The organism is Neobacillus niacini (assembly GCF_036961885.1).
Lineage (GTDB): Bacteria > Bacillota > Bacilli > Bacillales > Cytobacillaceae > Neobacillus > Neobacillus niacini_H.
This window is the reverse complement of record NZ_JBALNQ010000069.1, coordinates 24,735-47,907: the sequence shown is the minus strand read 5'-3', so window position 1 is coordinate 47,907 and position 23,173 is coordinate 24,735. Positions and strand designations below refer to the sequence as shown.

Annotated in this window: 22 protein-coding genes; 6 read left to right on the top strand and 16 right to left on the bottom strand. The window is 38.4% G+C overall.

Annotated features, from left to right (window positions below):
* Nucleotides 1-211: 211 nt before the first annotated feature.
* Both V7124_RS23655 and V7124_RS23650 read right to left on the bottom strand, forming a co-directional pair.
* A complete protein-coding gene (locus tag V7124_RS23655) occupies nucleotides 212-730 on the bottom strand; it encodes a DUF84 family protein (protein WP_335494012.1) in 519 nt (172 codons plus the stop codon).
* A 60-nt stretch (nucleotides 731-790) separates the two neighbouring features.
* Nucleotides 791-1,864, bottom strand: a complete 1,074-nt coding sequence (locus V7124_RS23650) for a M42 family metallopeptidase (RefSeq protein ID WP_335494010.1) — start codon at nucleotides 1,862-1,864, stop codon at nucleotides 791-793.
* A 151-nt stretch (nucleotides 1,865-2,015) separates the two neighbouring features.
* On the opposite strand from V7124_RS23650, the gene V7124_RS23645 reads away from it, so the two are divergent.
* Nucleotides 2,016-2,342, top strand: a complete 327-nt coding sequence (locus V7124_RS23645) for a PepSY domain-containing protein (protein WP_335419306.1) — start codon at nucleotides 2,016-2,018, stop codon at nucleotides 2,340-2,342.
* A gap of 53 nt (nucleotides 2,343-2,395) precedes the next feature.
* Here the strand turns inward: V7124_RS23645 and V7124_RS23640 are convergent, their stop codons facing one another.
* Complete coding sequence (locus V7124_RS23640) at nucleotides 2,396-3,235, bottom strand: YtnP family quorum-quenching lactonase (protein ID WP_335494008.1); 840 nt, start codon at nucleotides 3,233-3,235, stop codon at nucleotides 2,396-2,398.
* A gap of 84 nt (nucleotides 3,236-3,319) precedes the next feature.
* Nucleotides 3,320-3,961, bottom strand: coding sequence for a tRNA (guanosine(46)-N7)-methyltransferase TrmB (gene trmB, locus V7124_RS23635; RefSeq protein ID WP_335419311.1), 642 nt, complete (start codon nucleotides 3,959-3,961; stop codon nucleotides 3,320-3,322).
* A gap of 133 nt (nucleotides 3,962-4,094) precedes the next feature.
* Here trmB and V7124_RS23630 point away from each other — a divergent pair, with 133 nt between their 5' ends.
* Nucleotides 4,095-4,373 carry a YtzH-like family protein gene (locus V7124_RS23630; protein WP_335419313.1) on the top strand — a complete coding sequence of 93 codons (279 nt, stop codon included), beginning with the start codon at nucleotides 4,095-4,097 and terminating at the stop codon, nucleotides 4,371-4,373.
* Here V7124_RS23630 and V7124_RS23625 read toward each other — a convergent pair whose 3' ends face one another.
* The 5 genes from V7124_RS23625 to dat form a co-directional block, all read right to left on the bottom strand.
* Nucleotides 4,374-5,147, bottom strand: coding sequence for a phosphotransferase family protein (locus V7124_RS23625; protein ID WP_335419316.1), 774 nt, complete (start codon nucleotides 5,145-5,147; stop codon nucleotides 4,374-4,376).
* A gap of 174 nt (nucleotides 5,148-5,321) precedes the next feature.
* The gene (pulA, locus tag V7124_RS23620) at nucleotides 5,322-7,469 is read right to left on the bottom strand and encodes a type I pullulanase (protein ID WP_335494006.1); all 2,148 of its coding nucleotides are present in this window, start codon (nucleotides 7,467-7,469) and stop codon (nucleotides 5,322-5,324) included.
* A gap of 36 nt (nucleotides 7,470-7,505) precedes the next feature.
* Complete coding sequence (locus tag V7124_RS23615; protein ID WP_335494004.1) at nucleotides 7,506-8,438, bottom strand: diacylglycerol/lipid kinase family protein; 933 nt, start codon at nucleotides 8,436-8,438, stop codon at nucleotides 7,506-7,508.
* A gap of 31 nt (nucleotides 8,439-8,469) precedes the next feature.
* Complete coding sequence (gene thpR / locus V7124_RS23610; RefSeq protein ID WP_335419325.1) at nucleotides 8,470-9,036, bottom strand: RNA 2',3'-cyclic phosphodiesterase; 567 nt, start codon at nucleotides 9,034-9,036, stop codon at nucleotides 8,470-8,472.
* A gap of 367 nt (nucleotides 9,037-9,403) precedes the next feature.
* Complete coding sequence (gene dat, locus V7124_RS23605) at nucleotides 9,404-10,264, bottom strand: D-amino-acid transaminase (protein ID WP_335419328.1); 861 nt, start codon at nucleotides 10,262-10,264, stop codon at nucleotides 9,404-9,406.
* A 460-nt stretch (nucleotides 10,265-10,724) separates the two neighbouring features.
* Between dat and V7124_RS23600 the strand changes: the two genes are divergently transcribed.
* Nucleotides 10,725-10,946: a DeoR family transcriptional regulator gene (locus V7124_RS23600; RefSeq protein ID WP_081954676.1), complete on the top strand. Its 222-nt coding sequence runs from the start codon at nucleotides 10,725-10,727 to the stop codon at nucleotides 10,944-10,946.
* A 152-nt stretch (nucleotides 10,947-11,098) separates the two neighbouring features.
* Nucleotides 11,099-12,433, top strand: coding sequence for an amino acid permease (locus V7124_RS23595; RefSeq protein ID WP_335419334.1), 1,335 nt, complete (start codon nucleotides 11,099-11,101; stop codon nucleotides 12,431-12,433).
* Nucleotides 12,434-12,687: 254 nt separating this feature from the next.
* On the opposite strand, the gene speD is transcribed toward V7124_RS23595, so the two are convergent.
* Nucleotides 12,688-13,494 carry an adenosylmethionine decarboxylase gene (speD, locus tag V7124_RS23590; protein ID WP_335419337.1) on the bottom strand — a complete coding sequence of 269 codons (807 nt, stop codon included), beginning with the start codon at nucleotides 13,492-13,494 and terminating at the stop codon, nucleotides 12,688-12,690.
* Between the two features lie 188 nt (nucleotides 13,495-13,682).
* Between speD and V7124_RS23585 the strand changes: the two genes are divergently transcribed.
* Complete coding sequence (locus V7124_RS23585) at nucleotides 13,683-14,126, top strand: Dps family protein (protein ID WP_335494001.1); 444 nt, start codon at nucleotides 13,683-13,685, stop codon at nucleotides 14,124-14,126.
* 154 nt (nucleotides 14,127-14,280) lie between these two features.
* On the opposite strand, the gene V7124_RS23580 is transcribed toward V7124_RS23585, so the two are convergent.
* The 5 genes from V7124_RS23580 to V7124_RS23560 form a co-directional block, all read right to left on the bottom strand.
* Nucleotides 14,281-15,741 (bottom strand): CoA-acylating methylmalonate-semialdehyde dehydrogenase, encoded by a 1,461-nt coding sequence (locus V7124_RS23580; protein WP_335493999.1) that lies wholly within the window; start codon nucleotides 15,739-15,741, stop codon nucleotides 14,281-14,283.
* A gap of 28 nt (nucleotides 15,742-15,769) precedes the next feature.
* Nucleotides 15,770-16,969: an iron-containing alcohol dehydrogenase gene (locus V7124_RS23575; protein ID WP_335419347.1), complete on the bottom strand. Its 1,200-nt coding sequence runs from the start codon at nucleotides 16,967-16,969 to the stop codon at nucleotides 15,770-15,772.
* Between the two features lie 146 nt (nucleotides 16,970-17,115).
* Nucleotides 17,116-18,957 carry a sigma 54-interacting transcriptional regulator gene (locus V7124_RS23570; protein WP_335419350.1) on the bottom strand — a complete coding sequence of 614 codons (1,842 nt, stop codon included), beginning with the start codon at nucleotides 18,955-18,957 and terminating at the stop codon, nucleotides 17,116-17,118.
* Between the two features lie 151 nt (nucleotides 18,958-19,108).
* Nucleotides 19,109-19,828 (bottom strand): pseudouridine synthase, encoded by a 720-nt coding sequence (locus V7124_RS23565; protein WP_335419353.1) that lies wholly within the window; start codon nucleotides 19,826-19,828, stop codon nucleotides 19,109-19,111.
* 25 nt (nucleotides 19,829-19,853) lie between these two features.
* Nucleotides 19,854-21,473, bottom strand: coding sequence for a putative polysaccharide biosynthesis protein (locus tag V7124_RS23560; protein WP_335493996.1), 1,620 nt, complete (start codon nucleotides 21,471-21,473; stop codon nucleotides 19,854-19,856).
* Nucleotides 21,474-21,705: 232 nt separating this feature from the next.
* On the opposite strand from V7124_RS23560, the gene V7124_RS23555 reads away from it, so the two are divergent.
* Nucleotides 21,706-22,983 carry an NAD(P)/FAD-dependent oxidoreductase gene (locus tag V7124_RS23555; protein ID WP_335493994.1) on the top strand — a complete coding sequence of 426 codons (1,278 nt, stop codon included), beginning with the start codon at nucleotides 21,706-21,708 and terminating at the stop codon, nucleotides 22,981-22,983.
* 8 nt (nucleotides 22,984-22,991) lie between these two features.
* Here the strand turns inward: V7124_RS23555 and V7124_RS23550 are convergent.
* On the bottom strand, nucleotides 22,992-23,173 hold a 182-nt coding region (locus V7124_RS23550), incomplete at its 5' end, for a sporulation protein Cse60 (protein WP_335493992.1).

The following is a 23,173-nucleotide window of genomic DNA, read 5'->3' as shown; positions in this document are numbered from 1 at the left end:
TTTAAAATTTGATTTTCCACAGGCACTGAGTAAAAAAATAGATACGATTACAATTAAAATGGCATTAAAGAATTTCAGCTTATTTTCGCCTCCTAAAAATACGACTAATGTCCTATCTCTATATCATACCTTCCACAATATTTAAAAAACAAGCCTTTTGTCGATTTTCGCCGTCGAAAATAGCAGGAAATTCTTTAATTATCTGGAAATTCTACTTCTTTGATCCCTTTTGATAGTGATATTGACCTACTAGAAGATTGATTAGATGTGAAAACATCTCTGAACGGTTAATCAAACCATTCGTGAAAATTCCAACAGCCCCTTCATGTTTGCGAACATTTTCCTTTTTTGCATAATCATCCATTACCGGGCCAAGCTCTTCACCGGCTCTTAATCGGTCTGCAATTTCAACTGGGAGAAGAAATCTGGCTCCCCCGGCAATAATCGGCTCCCTATCTTTTGAAGCAAGTGCACCCCAATTACACAATAGTAAACCGTGAGCGGATTCATGTACTCCTCCCTCCAGTCCGATTCCGATATCACCATTCCCCACTTGCAACGCACCAACAGCCCGGTTCATTGCGCCCTTAATCGTCTCTTCATCCGAAAAAGGCTGATCACTTACTCCTGAAGGGATGTCTAAACTAAGAAACTCCGTTTGTTGATAATGAAAAGTATTTTTAACCGCAGCAACTTTTGCTGGATTCGTTGAGCCAATAATTATTTTCATTTTTGACACTCCTTTTTACATATAAAAAGAAGGCAATTGAATTGCCTCCTTGTTAAAAAATTAACTGTTCGCCTTGATGGTATCTACGGTTGTTTGGTCGCAAGCTCGAACCAGCTTTACGATTAATTCCTTAGCAGCAGCGTAGTCATCGATATGAATGATGGAAGCATGTGTATGAATATAGCGTGAGCAGATGCCGATAACCCCACTTGGAATACCTTCATTGGATTGATGAACGCGTCCTGCATCCGTTCCACCTTGTGAAACAAAGTATTGGTACGGAATCTTGTTTGTTTCAGCCGTATCAAGAATAAACTCTCTCATTCCACGGTGTGTCACCATTGATCTATCGAGAATACGGAGTAACGCTCCCTTACCTAATTGACCGAATTCCGTTTTATTTCCTGACATATCATTAGCAGGGCTCGCGTCTAATGCAAAAAAGATATCTGGATTAATCATATTGGCAGCCGTTTGTGCCCCTCGGAGACCTACTTCCTCTTGGACAGTTGCCCCAGAATAAAGAATATTCGGTAGAGTTTCATCTTTTACCTCTTGTAGCAGTTCAATGGCAAGACCACAGCCATAACGATTATCCCAAGCTTTTGCGAGAATTTTCTTTTCATTCGCCATTGGAGTAAACGGACAAATCGGCAGAATGGCTTGACCTGGTCTAATCCCTATTTTTTCTGCATCCGCTCGGTCATCAGCACCAATATCAATGAGCATATTTTTGATATCCATTGGTTTATTTCGCTGAGATTCGTCTAATAGATGGGGGGGAATCGAACCGACAACACCGATAACGGGACCATTATTAGTCATTACTTGTACGCGTTGAGCTAATAGTACCTGACTCCACCAGCCACCAAGCGTTTGGAACCTTAGCATCCCATTATCCGTAATCCCGGTTACCATAAAGCCAACTTCATCCATATGACCAGCAACCATAATCGTTGGGCCTGTTTGGTTCCCTTTTTTGACACCAAAAATACTGCCTAACTTATCTTGAACGATTTCATCTGCATATTGTGATAACTGTTCTTTCATAAAATTTCTAACCAAGTGCTCATTGCCAGGTGCTCCTGGGAGTTCTGTTAACGTTTTAAAAAGGTTCAATGTCTGTTCATTCAAAGTAATTCCCCCTCAACTGTGTATGCAAAACAATATGTATATATTTATCTTACTGAAATTTTGAATGGCTTACCATCGATTTGTTATATTCTTTATCCTAAATGAGATATACTGGAAATAAGAGCAAAAAATGAAATCTTGGAGGTGCCCTATGAACTGGAAATCATTTATCCTTGGAGCAGCTGTCGGTGTGATCAGCGGCTATGCGGTGAAGGAAATCATTTCACAAAAAACATATGTTTCACCTGAAAAAGTATTAGAAAACGTAAAAAAGCAATTTAGCCAAAATGGACCGATTAACGGCTCGTGGATACATATGGTAACAGAGCCTTTTGAGAAGCATCAAATTAACTATCAAGTTTATAAAGGCGGTATCTCAAAAAATCATAATGGAGTTAATGAACAATTTGAATTTATTGCAGATGCGCAGACTGGATCGCTTTTAGACGTGAAAGCCACAACAGAGCCCGCCCTATAAAAGACGCAAAGCCGTATCCATAGTAGGTACGGCTGTACTATTTATATCGTTCCTTATTTTACTCGCTTTATGCTGTCTTGTATTTGCCCATCTGTATCCCATTTGACTGCTCGATAAAATGCATCATGATAAAAAGTGAACCAAACGTTTTTATCCTGTGCATATGCACCCCATTTTTCTTTTGCGGCGATAGAATCCATTGGATAATCATCATAGGCCATTACCCATAATGGATTTTTATGAGCATGTGTCGGCATTAAATCTGCCATATGAAGAGCGATTTCACCTTCATCTTCAATAAGCAGGATAGAATGGCCATTGCTGTGACCGCCTGTATGGTACATCGTTATTGGACCTAAACTCCACTTTTCATCAAAAGGAATGACTTGAGATTCAATTGCTTCCCAATTTTCCTTCCAATATGTACTTTTCGAACGGATATTCGGATTTCTCATTTCATCCCATTCAATGGTTGAAGTAATAATTTTCGCTCTAGGGAAGGTCGATCTATAAACACCGTTTTCTAACTTCGTCAGGCCGCCAACGTGATCATTATGCAAATGCGTCATCAAAACATAATCGATATCCTCAGGAACTAAATCCAATTTTTGCAAGGAACCTTCTACGTCAGATTCCGCGGTTACTCCAAAGTTTCTAAGTTGTTTTTCCGATAATTTCCCTTTTCCCAGTCCTGCTTCTACTAGAATATTCTTACCATCCATTTGGATTAGGATCGGATCTGTCGGAAGTTCAATTAGGTTCTTATCATTAGGTGGGTACCTTTTTGACCATAACGCTTTGGGAACGACCCCAAACATTGCTCCACCATCTAAGTTTGTGACGCCGCCGGATAACCAAGTAAGCTGAACTCCGCCAATTTTTAACGTTTCCATATGCTTCCCCCTTTGCCCTGTTTTTCCTATTTTATTTTACCATATACTAAAAAGGACAGTCCTTTAAAAAGACTGCCTTCCGTATTAGTTTTGATATTTTACTTCACAACGGTAAATGCGATTTCCAGCTTCAGAAAACTTTTGTTCATATTCTGTCATGATATTTCCTTCATAATCACTTTTATGAAGGTCAAGACTTATAAAGGTTAACAGTAATCCATATTCAGAAAAACTCTTTAATGAATATTCAAATAAACCTTGATTATCCGTTTTAAAATGGATTTCTCCTTTATCGACCAATATGTTTTCATACAGCTTCAAGAAGTCCTTATAGGTTAACCTTCTTTTTTCATGTCGGGTCTTTGGCCATGGGTCAGAAAAATTTAAATAGACCCTGTCCACATCATTTTTATCAAAATATTTATTTAGATCACTGGCATTTACATTAAGTAATCTTAAGTTTGGTAAATCCGCTTCAATTAATCGTTCTAAAGCAGTAACGATGACTGAATCGTAAATTTCTATACCTATATAATTAATACCAGGATGTGCCTTTGCCATTTCTGTAATAAAGCTGCCTTTTCCCGTCCCAACTTCGATATGAAGGGGCTGCTCATTATCGAAAACTTCATGCCACTTTCCTTTACATGTTTCTGGATTAGCGACAATATATTGTGGATGATTCTCTATCATTTCCTTTGCCCAGGGTTTATTCCTAACTCTCATTTAAGCCACTCCTAAAAAATTATTGTTTTTATTATTGGTAATAATGGGGTGTCGCATGAATGTATAAACAAAAAAAGAATTCACAACCTAACTGTGAATTCTTTTTTATTTTCACTTGAAAGGGTGTATCGACATGCCATTAAGTCATCAGGATCAAGTTTCATTACTAAAAGATATTTTAAATAATCACCAAACCGATTGCTGCGGGTCTGTTTCCGAATGTGAACAATTGGAACGATTAGTGAAATCACTGATGGTTAACGCACAAATTGATCAAAATGTAAAAAACATATTGCAGGAGGTATATTATTACAGTCAGCATGGTGCCCAAACAGCTGATTTGGATGAACATATTCTTTCTAATCAGGGAAATTTGTCACAATGGGTATCAAATATTGACTCATTTTCATAATTATAAAAGGTCATCTAAAAATGTAATCCATTGGTTCATTTCCTGAATCCTATCTTTATTTTTGTACCATTGTATCGAAGATAGGGTTTGAAGTGCGACATACCATTTCATTCTTAGTTTTAAGTTTTCTGTTAATGGCTTCCCATACATGGCTAACCAGCTATTCCAGTTTTCTTCCGGAATATACCAATAGAGGAGCATACCGAGGTCAATGGCAGGGTCAGCAATCATTGCACCATCCCAGTCAATTAAATACAACTGGTTGTCTTCTGTTAGCAGCCAGTTGTTATGGTTGACGTCACCATGACAGACCACTTTTTCTTTACAAGTGACATTTGCAGCCTCATTTAGAAGGAAATTCAACGTGTTCTTTACAGCAGGTAATGATAGCACTTCTTCATCCAATTCCGCTACAATTGATTGAAAAATCGTATCTGGCTGTAAAGGCTGCTTTTCAAGTCTGCTTAACATTCCTACCATTGGTTCGGAGCGGTGAATCTTTCGCAGCATCCGTGCAACATTTTCATGGTCCATGTCAGATGGCTTTAATTCACGTCCAGGCAGCCACTGTTGTGCTGTAATCACATCTCCGTTTTCCAATCGTCTTGTCCAAACAAGCTTTGGGACGATCCCTTCAGCAGATAATACCGCTAGAAATGGAGAGGAATTGCGTTTTAAAAAAAGTCTTTGATCTTGATAGCAAGCAAAAAAAGCCTCTCCCGTTTTACCCCCGGCAGGGACAATCTCCCATTCTTGTCCTAACATATAATCCAATTTTGTTCACCTTCAATGTATGCCGTTCTTAATGGGCTAACACACCCATTTAGTAGTTAAAGTAGTACACTTTATTTTAGAAAAGTAAAAAAGCTATTGGATCATCACACACAATAGCCATTATACTAAATTTTATCTCCTATTAGCTTTTGTAGTCAAGTAAATCTGAACAAACTATTTTTTTGCTAAAATAGTTAGACAAACTGGTTCCAGTACCAATTCATTGTTCGAAAGATTTTGTATCGAATAAATTCTCGCTTTTTGACCATTGGCAATCAAGGTCCAGTTACCCTCTGGAATTTGAATGGTTTGTTTACTCCTTAAAGGATTAATGAGTAAATGAACCTCATGAAATTCATGACTTTTGTTCTGAAGGGAAAAACCAATAATCGGCTTTGGCAACGGTAAAATATGTGTATTCGACCTTATTTCTTCCGCTGATTTGAATCGAAAACATGGTAACTCTTTTCGGATTTGAATCAATCCTTTAATATAATTTACGTTCTCTAAATACAGATCCTTTCGATCCCAATCGAGCTGATTAATATGATTGGGTGATTTATAGCTATTCCCATCCCCACGCTTAGTTCGAAAGAATTCCTGTCCACTGTGAAGAAATGGAATCCCCTGCGATAATAGTACAAGACCCGTAGCAAGCCGGTGATACTTGATATGGTACAGATGATCTAAATCAGGAAGACAATAAACAAGTTTATCCCACAAGGTATGATTATCATGACATTCAACATAATTCACCGATTGTGTAGGCTCATTAAAGAGACGGCTGTCTTTTTTAATTAATCCAATACTGCCAGTAATTACATCCATTGCTCCTTCGTGGTAATGCTCATTTCCAAGAACGTAACCTTTGTCATACAAATTAAAGGTATTCCCCTTTATCGTATCACGGAATTTATCATTAAATTGGAAAATATCTAGGAACTTCGATTGATTGCGAATGATTGCTTTTTTTTCAATGGGAAGTGGAGTATTTAAATTCCAGCCCTCACCAATAATCAGGGTTCCTTTTTGTATACTGTCACATGTTTTTCTAACTTCCCTCATTGTCTCAACATCTAAAATCCCCATTAAATCAAAACGAAAACCATCAATATGATATTCTTCCATCCAAAAACGAATGGAATCAATGATAAATTTTTTCACCATTTTTCTCTCGGAGGCAATATCGTTGCCGACTCCTGTTCCATTTGATGGAAAACCAAGCTCATTATGACGGAAGTAATAACCAGGAACTACTTTTTCAAAAGAAGAAGTTTCGCGAACAAATACATGATTATAAACAACATCCATCATCACTCTTATTCCTTGACTATGAATACTATCAATTAATTGCTTGAGTTCAAGGATTCTAGCATAGGGATCGGAGGGATTTGTGGAATATGAGCCCTCCGGTACATTGAAGTGAAGTGGGTTATACCCCCAGTTGTATTCTATAGCAGGGTCTAATTCATCGACTCCTGCAAAATCATTAAAAGGTAGAAATTCGATATGCGTTATACCTAGATCCTTTACATAAGAAAGCCCAGTGGGTTCACCGTCTTTTCCTGTTGTGTTTAGTTCACCTGCACCAAGATAGAGTCCTTTGTGTTCCGCACCGCTATTTGGATGGATGGTGAAATCCCTAATATGCGTTTCATATATGATGGCGTCTACTGGATTTTCAAAAGGTGGTAACACCGGTTTCTCCCTGTGTGTTTTCTCTAACTTTACAATTACTCCGCGCTCTCCATTCGCAGTAACTGCTACAGCATAAGGATCAACTGATTCCTGCCATTCTTGATTCACTAAGACTAGAAACGTGTATTGATAAAGTTCTAAGTCAGAGTTAACAACAGATGACCAAACACCTTTTTCCTTGCGTTTCATCTTAATTATTTCGGAAAATGAGCTATTGGGATTTCTTAATTTTATTTTTACTTGCGTTGCAGTTGGTGCCCAGATCTTAAATTGTGTTTGATTGTCCTTACAACTCACTCCTAGGTCATTACCATCATAGAAAAAACGTTCATCAAATACCTCTGTCCGAATGACTGCTCCTATTTGAAGATCTGTTTTTCCACCATGCTCATCAAAAATCCAGTAGGGATGGCCAAAAGAGATTTCCTCTGAAAGTCGACAAATATATTTATTATACTTCTCTATTTGTTGTTGTTTGATAATTTGTATAGACTTAACCTTATTTGATTCATCTGTAATCGAGAAAGTGGATGACAACCCATGATGATACGAAAGCGGCAGAAGAATCGTAATGATGTCCATCTCATCGATATAGGCTAGGAAATTACGTTCATTGGAGTTCATTCGAATCCCTCTCTTTCAAATCAGTTTCCCGAACCTTCACAACCTTGTTAACACCTTCATGGTTTTTGTTTTTACATGAATATCTAAAGGAGTAAATCCAATATTTTCACCATCAGCATGGACATATAAGGAGGATGAGGATTGAATGGAAACCGACTTGCCTTTAAAAGTTTTAACTTCTTTAAAATGAACATGCTTTCCCCAAAATACACTAATAAAAACCAATAATAGCTTCACCCTTGATAAATTATGAACGATTGTAATATCTAAAAGTCCATCATCTGGAACTGCCTCTGGAGCAATTTTCATGCCTCCGCCGTAATAGGGTTGATTGGAAACAGTCACAAACCATGTTTGTTCAAGTATATGCCTACTCCCGTCAATTGATATATCAATTGTTGAGCATTTATAAGAAAAGAGTTTTTTTAGTAAAAAATATACATATACAAGCCGGCCTAATGATAGTTTATTGAGCCAAGCTTTTACACTTGAATGGTTTACTTCATAGGAGATTAATGCATCAAACCCAGCACCCATATTATTAATGAAATAATGCTCTGAGTCATCCTTCATGGTAACCTTACCTATATCAATTACAGGAGTTTCTTTTTTCATGAGGCGAAGAATGACCTCTAATGATTCATCTGGATTTGTAGGAATTTGAAATCCTCTTGAAAAATCATTTCCGGACCCTCCAGGGACGAATCCGAGAGTGATATTATCATAGTTTACAAATCCATTCATGACTTCGCTTATTGTCCCGTCTCCGCCAACAGCAATAATGACTTTTTGCTCATCATTCTGCTGAGCAATTTGTTCTGCTAGTTTGATTGCATGTCCCTGGTATTCTGAATAGAAAGACTGGTATGGGATCTGATCATTCATTAGTTTTGTTTCAACCTTTTTCCAGATGTTTAAACAGTGCCCATTTCCAGCCTTTGGATTGATAATAAAATAAATTTGTTTCATACAACCAACCTTTAATGTTTAATTTCTCACTTTACTGCAATGGGAATGTTGTTTTCACCTCGTATTTCGGTGTTTTATCCAAATGTGTTTGGTATACGACTACCTCGTCCACTTTAAATCTAAGCGGTTCTGGCTGAATCTCCTCCCAAACTTCAAGGAGTTTTTCATGAAACTGCTGATTTCCTGTCCACTTCCTGGCAAGGGTAACATGGGATTTAAAAGGTCTTGTTTCTAGTTGAAAACCAGCTTCTAAGCAGGCCGAGAACACTTTTTCCCTAACCATCTGCAGCTCAATACTATCCTTTGTATCCACCCAAAAAATTCGTGGTGATTCCACCTTTCCAAAGGTTCCAAGCTTGTTCATTTCTAAAAAAAATCCCTTTGCTTCACGTAATTCCCTATGAACATTTTCCACAGCTCGGGAGAGATTCTCAGAAGACGCATTGCCTAGAAAGGCAAGTGTAATATGTAAGTCTTCATGATGAACCCAGCGATTAAATGGAAAAAGCTCTTTTAGCTTCTCACTATTTTTTTTCATCATCAGTTTTGTTTCTTCAGGAATTTTTATTGCAAAGAAATAATGTGTATGTTGATTCATCGTTATCATTCCTTTTTATTATTTTAGACTATTTTTTACAACTTGTATGTATTTTAAAGCTTGCGGAATGCAACGTTTTTTATACAAAATGGCTGTTGATTTGTGCTCCACTAAGGAAAGCTTCTTGGAATATTCACCGCAGTGACAGGCCGTCTTTGCCTGTCACGAGGCACTTCGCTTTCCGCAGGCGGTTCGGGAAGCCTCCTCGGCGCTAAAGCGCCTGCGGGGTCTCCCCCGCCCCGTACTCCTGCAGGAGTCTCGTGCCTTCCGCACAAATCAACAGGTTCTAAAATCAATAGGATTTGTTTACACAGCCTATAAAAAATGTGCACCAGACTATTTTATCTGCTGCACATTTTACAATTACTTAGCTAACAAGTACGCCACATTGTTTCTCGATTTCTTTTTGGAATAAATCTTGTAATTTTCGTGTGACCTTACCTGGAACTCCCGCTTTCATTATCTTTCCATTTATTTCAATAACCGGCATTACTTCGGCCGTTGTACTTGATAGAAATACTTCATCTGCGTCGTCCAGCTCAGTTAAGGAAAAAGTCCGCTCAATAACAGGGATATTATTTTTTCTACAAAGGTCTAAAATAACATCTTTTGTAATGCCTTTTAAGATTAGGTTATTTGATTCATGAGTGATGACCGTTCCATCTTTAACAATAAAGATATTCGAGGAGCTGCCTTCTGTAACATCCTGACCACGGTGCTGAATGGCCTCAAAACAGCCCTTCTCGCTTGCTTTTTGTTTAGCCAATAAATTTCCTAGTAAATTTAGGCTCTTAATATCACAGCGGAGCCAGCGAATATCCTCTGTTAGAATGGCCTTCACACCTGATTTCAGGTTGTCAATCGGTCTACTACTTTTAATGGTATAAGCGACAAGTGTTGGAGTAACATTGCTTGCTGGAAAAACATGATTCCGTGGTGCGATCCCCCTCGTAACCTGCATATAAATGTTGCCTGTTTCAAGGTTATTTTTTTTAAGTAGTTCCTCTACCATTTCTAATAATTGCTTACTACTAAATTGCAACGAAATCCCTATACTTTCCGCACTTTTACTGAACCTTTTTAGATGTTCAGCTGCCGTAAACAATTTTCCATTATAAACACGAATCACTTCGTAAACACCATCACCAAACTGATAGCCACGGTCCTCCACGTCTACCTTAGCTTCTGACCGCTCGATTATTTCCCCGTTTAATAAAGCAAATCCCATGCTTTCACTCCCCTGATCATCTATTCTTACTGAGCCAATTCATTAATCGCCTGTGCATATATAGCGATTGTATATTTTTACATCTTTGCAAATATCTTATCAATTTCCGAACAAAAACGAAATGATTTATATCTCTTGTTCTATAATAAATTTACGAAAAATTCAATTAATTCGTCATATTCTAATCAACTACATCCATAGACTATAGTAAGAATCATGAAAGCGAGGGGAAAAAGCGAACAATTATTGTTACTAAGTTATGATTTTTATGTAAATTATTCGTTAATTGGTGGAAATTTTCAGAAATTCTGGGTACAATATATTTAAGTCATCATGGTATCCACTGCAACTATCTATTAATTAAAGGAGTTGTCTGCGGGAGAAAATTACATACAAATCAAAAATACTGTCGGTAAAGGGATTAAGCCATAGGTTTGAAATTAGGATAGGGAGTGGTTCTTTGAAACCTTCGACTAACCGGATGTTAAACCGCATCAAATGCATCTACATGTTTATTCGTAACAAAGGCACAGTCACGACGCAAGAACTTGTAGAGGAATTTGGTATCACTCCTCGCACCATACAACGAGATTTAAATGTTTTAGCCTATAATGACTTGGTAATAAGCCCAAGCCGCGGAAAATGGACGATAACACAAAAGAAAGTTAAAATGTCGTCATAAAAATAGAATAAACACAGCAAACTAGTCCAACGGGCTAGTTTTTTTGATATTTTTTCGTTTGAATCCCTACTACAATATGATATATTGATATAACACTTTAATGCAAAAAAGCGTTTGAGCATAAAAGAACTCTCTTATAAGGGTAGGAAAATATGGAAAATAATCAAGAATTAAAAAAAGGATTACTGCCAAGACATGTCCAGTTTATTGCGTTAGCTGGAATGATTGGTACAGGAATTTTCAAAGGAAGTTCCGATACGTTAAATATTGCGGGACCTAGTGTTATTTTTACGTATTTAATTGGCGGACTATTATTATTTATCGTTATGGCCGCTTTAGGTGAGATGGCTATCGCTTTTCCTAATCATAATGTGCAGCTGCTGCTTTATAAAGCATTTGGTTTTCAGCTATCATATATAACTGGTTGGCTGTATTGGATAAACTGGACCATCGTAATTACAGTTGAACTAATAGCCGCCGGAAGTTTTCTGCAATTTTGGTATCCTTCTATGCCTTTATGGCTCCTTAGCCTGTTCTGTGCAGCAGTCATCATTGGGATTAACTTATTCCCGGTAAAATACTATGGTGAGATGGAATTTTGGTTTGCGGGAATAAAAATAGTTGCACTAGTTGCATTTATTCTATTAGGTGCTCTCATTATATTTGGTCTAATTCCAAGTAATATTGAGGAGCCGCTTGCAAATTATACGGCGCATGGCGGGTTTTTCCCACATGGATGGGGCGGAATGCTTAGTGCCTTTCTTGTCGTAATGTTTTCATATGGCGGCGCTGAATTAATTGGGGTTGCGGTAACCGAAACAAAGGATGCGGAGCGCGTCATGCCAAGTATTATTAAGGGGGCTGTTTGGCGGGTTATTATTTTTTATGTCTTCCCAATCTTAATTATTTGCGGGATTATGCCTTGGAATCAAGTAACAGGTCAAGACAGTCCTTTTGTTCAGGTTTTTAATATGACCGGCTTGCCAGGCGCAGCACATGTGATGAATTTCATTCTTTTAACCGCTGTATTGTCAGCAGCAAACTCGGGGATATATGCAACATCAAGAACACTGTTTTCAATGGCCAAAAGCGGTGTGGCTCCGAAAAGCTTGATGAAAACTTCTAACACCGGGATTCCAATAATTGGACTTATGATTACAACCATTTTTATTTTAGTTGGTGTTTTCTTAGCTTATATTAGTCCTGGTGAAATCATTAGTTATCTTATGACTATCCCAGGTTTTACGATCATGCTGGTTTGGATAGGTATTTGTTCGGCCCATTTAAAACTTAGACCGCACTATAAAGCAAAACCATCCTTTCAAGTAAAATGGTTCCCATTTACTACCATCATTGCAGTTGTTTCATTATCTTTGATTTTTATTGGATTTATTTTCAGTCCAAACAACTTAATCGGCTCAACCGTATCTTTAGTCATTGTGGGAGTCCTAATTATCCTTTCATTTATAGCAAAAAAGAAGAAGTGATCTCCTTAAAGGGGTATCACTTCTTCTTTTGAGTTTTTGAGCAATTAACCCGTAATTATGTGACCGTAATTTTGCCTTTTTAAATTTATGGGCACTATCTACCCTTTATTGTGACCGTATTTTTGCCTTCTTTAATTTATGGGCACTATCCACCCTGTATATATGCAAAAGCAGCTTTACTTTTTAGTAAAGCTGCGCACTTTCCGTTTGGCAACTATTCGACAGATAAACGCAATGAGTAGGATTGTCATGCCTTACACCATGTTCTTGCCATAAAAAATTTCATCCATCTCCAGCTTAATTCTCTCGGTGATTTCAATTAAATCTTCAGGATGCAGGGCTTCTTTCTTATAGCCAAATAAATAGTTGTTTAAATCAAATTCACGGAGTTTACATTTGGTATGGAAAATATTTTCTTGATATACATTGACATCAATCATATCAAATAGCTCGCCAACATCTTCAGGAATATAATTTTGAATTGAGCTAATTTCATGGTCAATAAATAATTTATAACCATCCTTATCTCTAGTGAAACCTCGAACTCGATAATCGATTGTCATGACGTCTGTTTCAAATGAACGAATGAGATAATGAAGTGCCTTAAGTGGTGAAATTTCACCGCACGTGGATACATCAATGTCTGCCCGGAACGTACTGATTCCTTCATCTGGATGATACTCAGGGTATGTATGAACCGTGATATGACTTTTATCTAACTGGATCACGACAGATTCAGGCAATGGTCCAGGTGACTCTTCAAAGTGCTCAGAAGGTGCATTTTCAACTGGTCCCTCTGAAACGAGAAGCGTTACACTTGCCCCTGCTGGCTCAAAGTCCTGGCTGGCAACATTTAATACGTGTGCACCAATAATATCAGATACATGCGTTAATATCTTTTGTAATCTATCAGCACTATATTGCTCATCAATATATTTTACATAAGCTTCTCGTTCTTCCTTCGATCGTGTATAACAAATATCATACATATTGAAACTAAGCGACTTGGTCAAGTTATTAAAGCCATGTAATTCAATGGTTTCTTTGTGTGTAAGCTTCATGCTGCTTCCCCCTTTTCGATTTTCAAAATGCAGGAGACTGTCGTAAATACTTTTAGATTACCCATTTTACTAAATTGTTAACTACAATTATTGAACTTAACCTTATTTATAATAATTATTATTTAATATTTACTTTTAATTAATATATGTTATAATAAAGATAGTTAAGAAATTAGGAGGTATGGAAAATGACTCAAACATTAACCCTTGAACAAGCAATGAACCAACAACTCGCAAACTGGAACGTATTATACACAAAACTCCATCGTTTCCACTGGTATGTAAAAGGACCACACTTCTTTACCTTACATGCAAAATTTGAAGAATTATATGAAGAAGCAGCCGGAACAATGGACGAGTTGGCCGAAAGATTATTAATTACAGGTGGAAAACCAGTTTCCACATTAAAAGAATACCTGCAATTTGCAACGATCGAAGAAACTTCTGAAGTTTTAACAGCCGAAGAAATGGTACAAAACGTTGTAAATGATTTTTCACAGCTTATTTCAGAATTGAAAGAAGGAAAAAATGCTGCAGAACAGGTTGATGATGAAGTAACAAGCGATATGTTTACCGAATTAATCGAAAAACTAAGCAAGCATAATTGGATGTTAACATCCTTCCTAAAATAATTAAGAAACGCAGCTGTCCTCATGGAGATAGCTGCGTTTTTAAAGTTATTAACTTTTGAATTAAATCAGCCCAGTTAAGGTATAAACTCCAATGACAAAGAATACTGCTATGGATTTAATTTTTCAAATCACCTAGAAAGCCAGCTTTCAATTCTTAATAACGTGCAGTTAACATTTTTTTACGAGTATAGAATTCAACCCCGTCACGGCCATTGGCATGTAAATCACCATAGAATGACTTTTTGTATCCTGAGAACGGGAAGAAGGCCATTGGTGCTGGAACTCCCATGTTTACTCCAAGCATCCCCGCATCGATGTTATCACGGAACTGACTGACTGCTTTGGCACTATCTGTGTACAAGCAGGCACCATTAGCAAATTCGGATTTATTGGTAAAGTTAATCGCTTCAGATAAATTAGTAACGCGAACAATGGACAGAACCGGCGCAAAAATTTCATCCTGCCATATTTTCATCTCTTGAGTCACATGATCGAAAATGGTCGGTCCAACGAAGTAACCTTTATCTGATGCTTCCGCATCTTTACGACCGTCGCGAAGAAGGACTGCTCCCTCTTGTTCACCGATTTCAATATATTTCACAGTTCGATCTTTATGAGAATCACGAATGACAGGCCCTAAGAATACACCTTCTTCCAGGCCGTTGCCAATCTTGATCTCATTTGCTGCTTTAACAAGACGTTCTACAAGCTCATCAGCAATATCTCCAACTGCTACTACAACTGCAGCGGCCATGCAGCGCTCTCCAGCAGAACCAAATGCTGCTCCAATAATATTGGTGACCGCATTATCAAGGTCCGCATCAGGTAGCACGATAGAATGGTTTTTTGCTCCAGCTAGTGCTTGAACACGTTTACCGTTTGCTGCAGCTGTTTTGTAAATATATTCAGCAACCGGCTGGGAGCCGACAAAGGAAACAGCCTTAATATCCTGATGATCAAGAATGCCATTTACCACATCATGGGCACCATGGACTATATTCAGAACCCCGTCAGGAAGGCCAGCTTCTTTGAATAGCTCTGCCAGGCGGTTTGCAAGCAATGGAGTTCTTTCGGACGGTTTTAAAACAAAAGTATTTCCACATACAATGGCAAGTGGGAACATCCAGCACGGAACCATCATTGGAAAGTTAAATGGTGTGATGCCTCCGACTACACCAATTGGATAGCGGTACATTCCGGATTCGATTCCTGTTGCAATATCAGGAAGCTGATTTCCCATCATTAGTGTTGGTGCACCTGCAGCGAATTCAACACATTCAATGCCTCGCAGTACTTCCCCATAAGCTTCGTTATAGCTTTTTCCATTCTCTTTTGTAATCAGACGGGCAAGTTCCTCCCAATTTTCAACTAGTAGCTGCTGATAGCGGAATAAAATTCTGGCACGTTTTGGTACCGCTACATTTTTCCATGTTTGGAATGCCTCTTGCGCCACTGATACAGCCTTATCTAAATCCTCACGGCTGGATATAGGCACTTGAGCCAATGGATCACCTGTTGCTGGATTTGGGACTAGCTCAGTTACTCCAGATACAGAATCTACCCATTCACCTCCGATAAAGTTTCTTACGGTTTGTGTTTCAAAGTAAATACTCATTATCCTTACTCCCCTTTTATCTCTTATTTTATTTAATTACTGTTTCGCAAACAGAAAAATCATAGACAAAACATTTATGGTAAAGCTCCACAATCTCTTCTTGGCTTGGTACACGCGGATTGTTGCTAGGACTTCCGCTAGCTAGCGCATCGACAGCCATTTTGGAAGCAACCTGATTGAATTTTTCTTCATCCAATCCGTATGTTTTCATGTTTGGTATATTAATATCGGTGCAAAGTTGTTTAATTTCATCAATCGTTACATCAGCCAGTTCTTCCATTGACAGCGCCTTCAAATCCGGCCTGAGAATGCTTCCTATAACGGCTAAACGCTTCAAGGCGCTCTCTTTTGTAAATTCAAGAACCGCAGGAAGCAGCATTGCATTTGAAATACCATGAGGAACATGGAATAATGCGCCAATGGGCCGTGACATTCCATGCACAAGCGTGACTGACGCATTCGTAAAGGCTATACCAGCCTGCATAGAAGCCAACGCCATTTTTCCCCTTGCTTCTTTGTCCTCACCATTTATGTAGGCACCTCTTAGGTTTTTAATTATCAGTTCAATTGCAGATAGGGCAAGATTATCGGTCAGCGGTTGTGCTAAACGTGAAATATACGCTTCGATTGCATGACACAATGCATCAACTCCAGTAGCTGCTGTAACGTTTGGTGGTGTAGAATAAGTTAAAACTGGATCTACTATAGCGATTGCTGGAATAAGGCAAGGATGCTTGACCATCATTTTTATATCATCTTTTGTATTGGTGATGACCGTAACCGATGTTACTTCCGACCCTGTACCGGCTGTTGTTGGAATGGCAATCACAGGAATCGGCTCTTGTTCAACTGCCTTTTTCCCTCCCATATAATCACCAATATATCCGCCATTTGTTGCGAGTACTGAAACCGCCTTCGCCGCATCCATACAGCTTCCGCCACCAATCGCCACCAATACATCACATTGCTGCTCAAGGCAAACGGCAAGAGCTTCTGACACATGATTGTCAGTCGGTTCAGAATTTACTTCAAAATAACCAAAATGAATAACGCCTGCTTCTCCAAGAAGTTCCTGGCACTTTTTTACATTTCCGACTTGCACCATGATTTTGTCACTAATAATTAGTGCTTTTTTCCCTAATTGTGCGGCCTGCTCCCCAAGTTTTGTCAACGAACCGTTCCCATAAAAGACAGCTTGTGGCATACGAAATTCTGAAAACCCTTTCAAAAAAATCCCCTCCTTTATTTGTACACTTTTTAATATTGCAAAAAGTGTGCCAACTTAAAGAAGGGGAATGAATCGGCATTTTGATCAATTGGTGTGTATGTGCTTACATACACATATGTCCAACAAAGTGTCCGAACTTTGTATGATTAGTCGGACACTTTGTTGTATAAGCCATGTTTTTTTAATTTTTCATACAACGTAGATCGTTGAATCCCAAGTTTTCTGGCTGCGCCTGCTTTATTTCCATTTGTTTCAATAATTGTTTTCACAATAAGTTCTTTTTCACACGCAAGAGCTTTATCTTTTACATCTATTAACAGACTCTTTTCAGGTTGATCCTCTTGTAATGTAAGAACAGATCGACTGCTTAACGATTGTGTCTCATAAATTTGAGGTGGCAGGTCATGTACCTGGATCACATCTGAATCAGTCAAGCTGACAAGCATTTCAACCACGTTAACCAGTTCCCTTACGTTTCCCGGCCAATGATAATTGATTAACGCGACTAGCGCATCATTGGAAAAAGACTTTTGTCTAATCCCAAATCGATTACAAATTTGATGTAGATGATACTTTAGTAGTTCAGGTATATCATCTTTCCGTTCTCTTAATGGAGGGAGATTAATCCGGATAATATTCAAACGGTAATAAAGATCCTCGCGAAATTCACCCTCCTTAACCATTAACTCAAGTCGTCGATTGGTAGCAGCAATAATTCTGACATCCACTCGATGCTTTGTGATACCGCCAATCCTTTCAACTTCCCGCTCCTGCAGAACACGAAGAATTTTCGATTGCATGATTGAGGGCATATCACCAATTTCATCAAGAAATAACGTTCCTTTATGTGCCAATTCAAACTTACCAGGTTTTCCACCCTTTTTTGCGCCTGTGAAAGCACCTTCTTCGTAGCCAAACAATTCTGCCTCAAGGAGATGCTCAGGAATCGCTGCACAGTTCACACTGATTAACGGACCCTCGGCATATGGACTTAATTTATGTATAGCAGTGGCAAACACTTCTTTTCCAGTCCCGCTATCTCCAGTAATAAGGACTGTTGATGGCGTTTTTGCAGCTTTACGGACAATACTTATTACAGCTTGGATTTTTTCACTTCTAGCAATGATATGATCAAATCTGCTTTCGTTTTTGTTTTCTGGCTCAGCAGGGAGAATGTTTTCTGCGACCTGCCGTGACAGCTCCTGCATTCGGCCAAGAATATCATAAAGCTCTGTAACTCCATGAAAAATAAGCATTCCGATCGCCCCAACCACTTTTTCGTCTTTCCATATTGGGATACGGTGGACAACCATATCCTGTCCCTGGATGCGCTGGATATATCCTCTTTCTGGCACACCTGTTTCAATTACGACATGAAGGCGTGTATTTTCGATAACTGTCGTCGCATGTTTTCCAAGTACATCTTCTCTCTTTACTCCAATAAATCGGCTGTATGCTTGATTAAATTCCACAATATTCCCATTGGAGTCGATAACAGCAATTCCTTCATAGGCACTTTCTAAAATGATTCTTAATGTTTCTACTGCGTGGAGAGATTCTTGAAGTTGTTCTAAGTTAGAGGCATATGAATGCAAAAGATCAGTATGAGTAAGAATCCCAACAATTCTCCCCTCTCCGTCCACGACTGGGAGCAGCTCGGCGGTAATTCCATACGCATTCATAATCGATTCGTTTTTTCCAATTGTGATTACTGACTGAATCATTACGTCTTCCACAAGGATTTCAGGAGAAAGCCCTTCCATGAAACAATTGATTATAGTTGATTTTGTAATTATGCCTATTACCTTACGCGCTTCATCCACCACAGGCAGACCATTAATTTGATAGGACTCAAGCAGCGACACAACTTCTCTTATTGTTTGCGAAGGTAAAACTGTACGTGGATCAGGTGTCATCCATTTCCAGATGGGGTCTGTATTTTCTATTTTTTCAAGTAGTTTTCTTTTCGTTTTATATTCTGCGATCATACCTTTCCACCACCTTATAAAAAAATTATCCTAATTTAGAAAAAATCATATAGTTTTTAAAATTAAAGCGTGCCATCTTAGATATTTAAGATGACACGCGCTCGTAAAATAGCATTTATTTTGGACTTTATGAACGCATTAGGATGCCACTCTATACCACTTGATAATTCTTAAGTAATTCTATCTCTTCATCCGTCAATTCTCGGTATTCTCCGAGCTGAAGGGTTTCATCTAATGGTAATGGACCCATGGACATCCTCTTTAGGTAAACTACTCTTTTTCCAACTGCCTCGAACATTCTTTTAACTTGATGGAACTTCCCCTCGGTTATCGTCAGCTCGATGTCAGAGCGAATGCCAGCCTTTAAAATGACTAACTCGCCTGGTTTGGTTTCGTATCCATCGTCAAGCGTTACACCGTCTGAAAATGCTCTAATATCTTCCTCGGTTACTTCTCCATCAATCACCGCAAAATAGGTCTTAGGAACATGTTTTTTTGGTGACAACAATTTGTGAGCCAATTGGCCATCATTGGTAATTAGCAATAAGCCTTCTGTATCCTTGTCCAATCTTCCAACCGGAAATGGTTCATACACCTGATCACCGAGTTCCAATAAATCAATGACCGTTTCCCCAACACTGTCCTCGGTAGCAGACAACACGCCTTGAGGTTTGTTCATCATTAAATAGATAAACTCTCTGTATTCAATAACTTCGCCATTTAACGTAACCATTTGTTTATTTGTATCTACGTGCTGTTTTGCATCTTTCACAATCACATCATCAATTTTGACAGCCCCGCTTTTTAGAAGCTGTTTGACTTCTTTTCGGCTTCCGTAGCCAAGATTGGCTAGCATTTTATCAATTCTCAAGATAGTCCTCCTCTCTTTTTGGGATTTAATGTATTCTCAATTTCCTCTTTATACGATCCACCCTATCACCAAATAGTCTGTTGACTAGGCCGGATTTTAATCCCAGGTAAAAATAGATAACGGCTCCTACGGCTGCACAAACAATAATCATCAAAAGTGATTGAAACTTAGATGCTGGAGTGAGAAATAACAAGAGAAACTGGTAAACGATTTCAGTTCCAGCCCACATGATTCCAGCAAAGATAACGATTAACAAGCTCCTTCTCCAAACAAATAAGAAAGGATATTTTGCATAATTTTTTATGACAAATAATTGAATCAATATCGCTCCGATATATCCAAGTGCCGTTGCATACACCGCGCCTTTTGTTTCAAACATAGTAATAAAAGAAATATTTAGCGACAATTTAATTAATAATCCTACTAACAAGCTTAATACTGTCCATCGTTGTTCATTGATTCCCTGCAGAATGGAACTCGTTACTAAAAATAAAGAGAACAGAATTCCAACTGGGGCATAGGTTCTCAGCACTTCAAACCCTATCTGTTTATGCTCATAAAATACAGTATAGATGGGCTCAGCCAATAGAGAAAGACCGATAGCAGCTGGCAAAGTTAAAAACAATAATACTTGAAAGGTTTGATTTAACTGTAATTTTAACCCTTTGCGGTCATTTTCTATAAAAGCTTTGGTGATACTGGGAACCAAAGCGAGTGAGAAGCCCGTTGCAAGTGAAACAGGTATAATCACAATTTTATGTGATTCAAAGTTCAGGATTGAGAATGCCGCTTCGGCCGCGTTATAACTGTGACCAATTTCCTCCATAGCCCTAGTAAAAGTCACTTGATCGATTGCCTGAAATAGGGGATTAGCAATACCGACAAATACAAAAGGTGCTGCATATATGATAATTTCTTTATAGATTTCCTTTAACGAAACCTGTGCTGTTCCTTTATCATGTTCGAGAAGCTGGTCTAGGTATGGTTTCCGTTTATACCAGTACCAAAATAAAATGACAAGACTCCCAAGTGCCCCTACAAAGGCTGCAAAGGTCGCCACGCTTACTGCAGTTACAATACTTCCATTTAAGAAGTTTATAACAATAAATGCCCCAGCAAGTGTGAAGGCAATACGGACAATTTGTTCCACCACTTGGGAAACCGCAGACGGTCCCATCGATTGATGTCCTTGGAAGAATCCTCTAATTAAACTCATAAACGGGATAACAATCAGGGCAAAACTTACAGCGCGGATTACCGTTATGATATCCTCTGCTCTTGATCCGACATCGTCTTTTTTTGTAATAATCATGTCAGCTATAAGTGGTGCCGAAAAGTACAAAATTAAAAATGCAGCTATCCCGGTCAATAACATCATGACTAGTCCCGATTTAAATAATCTCCGGCCAACCGCATATTCTTCGAGTGCATTATACTTTGATATAAATTTTGAAACTGCCAGCGGCACCCCTGCTGTGGCAATACTTATAAAAATCGTGTAGGGTATGTATGAATATTGATACAACGCTGTTCCTTCTGACCCTACAATTTGATAAAAAGGTATAACATAAAGTAAACCAAGAACCTTGGAAATAATCGTTCCCAATGTTAAAATAAATGTTCCTCTTATAAGCTTAGACGACATAAGATTAGAATCCCTTCCTAGTGAAGAAAAGTTCGTGCGCAGGTGAGCAAGTAAATTCGACTATATTTGCACACTATTAGTAGTTTACATCTCTTTTTGCTGGGATGCTACTAACAACCTAAGGAAATTTCTTAAAAACGGGTAACTTGTCGTTTCCTTTTCTAGAAGAGTGTTTATAATGGTATAATGCGAGGATTCAATTAAATGAATTTTACATAAAGTTGGTGGAAGTATGCAATACGATGTTGTTGTTATTGGCGGCGGTCCTTCGGGCTTAATGGCTGCGATTGCTGCTGGTGAAAAGGGCTTAAAAGTCCTGCTAATTGATAAAGGAGAAAAACTCGGCAGAAAGCTGGCCATTTCTGGCGGCGGGCGCTGCAATGTCACCAATCGACTACCGGTTGAGGAAATCATTAAACACTTGCCTGGTAATGGAAAATTTTTATACAGTGCCTTTTCAATTTTTAGTAATGAAGATATTATCAAGTTCTTTGAAAAGTTAGGGATTGAATTAAAAGAAGAGGACCATGGGCGAATGTTCCCTGTATCTAATAAAGCGCAATCCGTTGTAGATGCACTTTTGAATCAGTTAGAAAAGCTTAAAGTGAAGGTATATACAAATAGCCCCGTTGCTGATATTTTTTACCGTGACGGTCATGTTTCTTCCGTTAAATTAAAAAATGGAACAGAATTTGAAGCAAAATCAGTAGTCATTGCTGTCGGTGGTAAATCTGTTCCCCATACTGGCTCCACGGGTGATGGCTATGCCTGGGCAAAGAAAGCCGGTCACACGATTACTGAGTTGTTTCCAACTGAGGTGCCTGTCACCTCAAATGAACCATTTATCAAAAATAAATCTCTTCAAGGTCTGTCACTAAGGGAAATTGAGCTAAGTGTTTTGAATCCAAAAGGGAAAGCCATTATTACTCATCGAATGGATATGATTTTTACTCATTTTGGTTTAAGTGGTCCTGCTGTTCTTCGCTGCAGTCAATTCGTTGTGAAAGCGATGAAAAAGTGGAAATTAGCTGAGGTCGTAATGAGTTTGGATGTTATTCCGGATAAAAAAGAGGAAGCGTTTTTCCAAGAAATTGTGAAATTGGTTAAGAGCGAACCGAAGAAAATTATTAAGAACACATTAAAAGGTTTAGTCCCTGAACGATATCTATTGTTCCTGTTAGAATACAATGAGATTGATCCTTCCGAGCAGGGCGCTACGATTTCAAATGAAAAAATCCGTGCCTTTGCAATAAGCTGTAAACAATTCTTGATTAAGGTTAATGGTACCTTGCCGCTTGAAAAAGCTTTTGTAACCGGAGGCGGTGTCTCTGTAAAAGAAGTTGAACCACAGACAATGGCTTCAAAATTGATGGAGGGGCTCTATTTTTGCGGAGAAATTCTTGATGTTCATGGGTACACTGGTGGTTATAACATCACTTCTGCACTGGTTACAGGCAGACTTGCCGGAACCAATGCGGCCCTATCAGCAAAAAAACAATATCAGGCCTGATACCTTTATCAGGCCTTGTATATAATCATTGCAGAAAAACAATAGATTTGTTCTTCCTCTTCTTCCTCAGACATTGCTGCAACATTATATTTAATATCTACTAATTTCTGTTCTTCAATGCTTTTTAAAAATCGGTTCATTTCCTTTTCTAAATCCTTTTCATGCTCACGATCAAACAACTTTACCTGGA

Coding starts and splice junctions, on each gene's coding strand:
- thpR (WP_335419325.1), bottom strand. CDS start 9,036: ATGAATCAACATACACATTATTTCTTTGCAATAAAAATTCCTGAAGAA.
- pulA (WP_335494006.1), bottom strand. CDS start 7,469: ATGAACTCCAATGAACGTAATTTCCTAGCCTATATCGATGAGATGGAC.
- V7124_RS23645 (WP_335419306.1), top strand. CDS start 2,016: ATGAACTGGAAATCATTTATCCTTGGAGCAGCTGTCGGTGTGATCAGC.
- V7124_RS23585 (WP_335494001.1), top strand. CDS start 13,683: ATGACTCAAACATTAACCCTTGAACAAGCAATGAACCAACAACTCGCA.
- V7124_RS23655 (WP_335494012.1), bottom strand. CDS start 730: ATGAAAATAATTATTGGCTCAACGAATCCAGCAAAAGTTGCTGCGGTT.
- V7124_RS23580 (WP_335493999.1), bottom strand. CDS start 15,741: ATGAGTATTTACTTTGAAACACAAACCGTAAGAAACTTTATCGGAGGT.
- V7124_RS23640 (WP_335494008.1), bottom strand. CDS start 3,235: ATGGAAACGTTAAAAATTGGCGGAGTTCAGCTTACTTGGTTATCCGGC.
- V7124_RS23615 (WP_335494004.1), bottom strand. CDS start 8,438: ATGAAACAAATTTATTTTATTATCAATCCAAAGGCTGGAAATGGGCAC.
- trmB (WP_335419311.1), bottom strand. CDS start 3,961: ATGAGAGTTAGGAATAAACCCTGGGCAAAGGAAATGATAGAGAATCAT.
- V7124_RS23630 (WP_335419313.1), top strand. CDS start 4,095: ATGCCATTAAGTCATCAGGATCAAGTTTCATTACTAAAAGATATTTTA.
- speD (WP_335419337.1), bottom strand. CDS start 13,494: ATGAAGCTTACACACAAAGAAACCATTGAATTACATGGCTTTAATAAC.
- V7124_RS23570 (WP_335419350.1), bottom strand. CDS start 18,957: ATGATCGCAGAATATAAAACGAAAAGAAAACTACTTGAAAAAATAGAA.
- V7124_RS23595 (WP_335419334.1), top strand. CDS start 11,099: ATGGAAAATAATCAAGAATTAAAAAAAGGATTACTGCCAAGACATGTC.
- V7124_RS23560 (WP_335493996.1), bottom strand. CDS start 21,473: ATGTCGTCTAAGCTTATAAGAGGAACATTTATTTTAACATTGGGAACG.
- dat (WP_335419328.1), bottom strand. CDS start 10,264: ATGGGATTTGCTTTATTAAACGGGGAAATAATCGAGCGGTCAGAAGCT.
- V7124_RS23555 (WP_335493994.1), top strand. CDS start 21,706: ATGCAATACGATGTTGTTGTTATTGGCGGCGGTCCTTCGGGCTTAATG.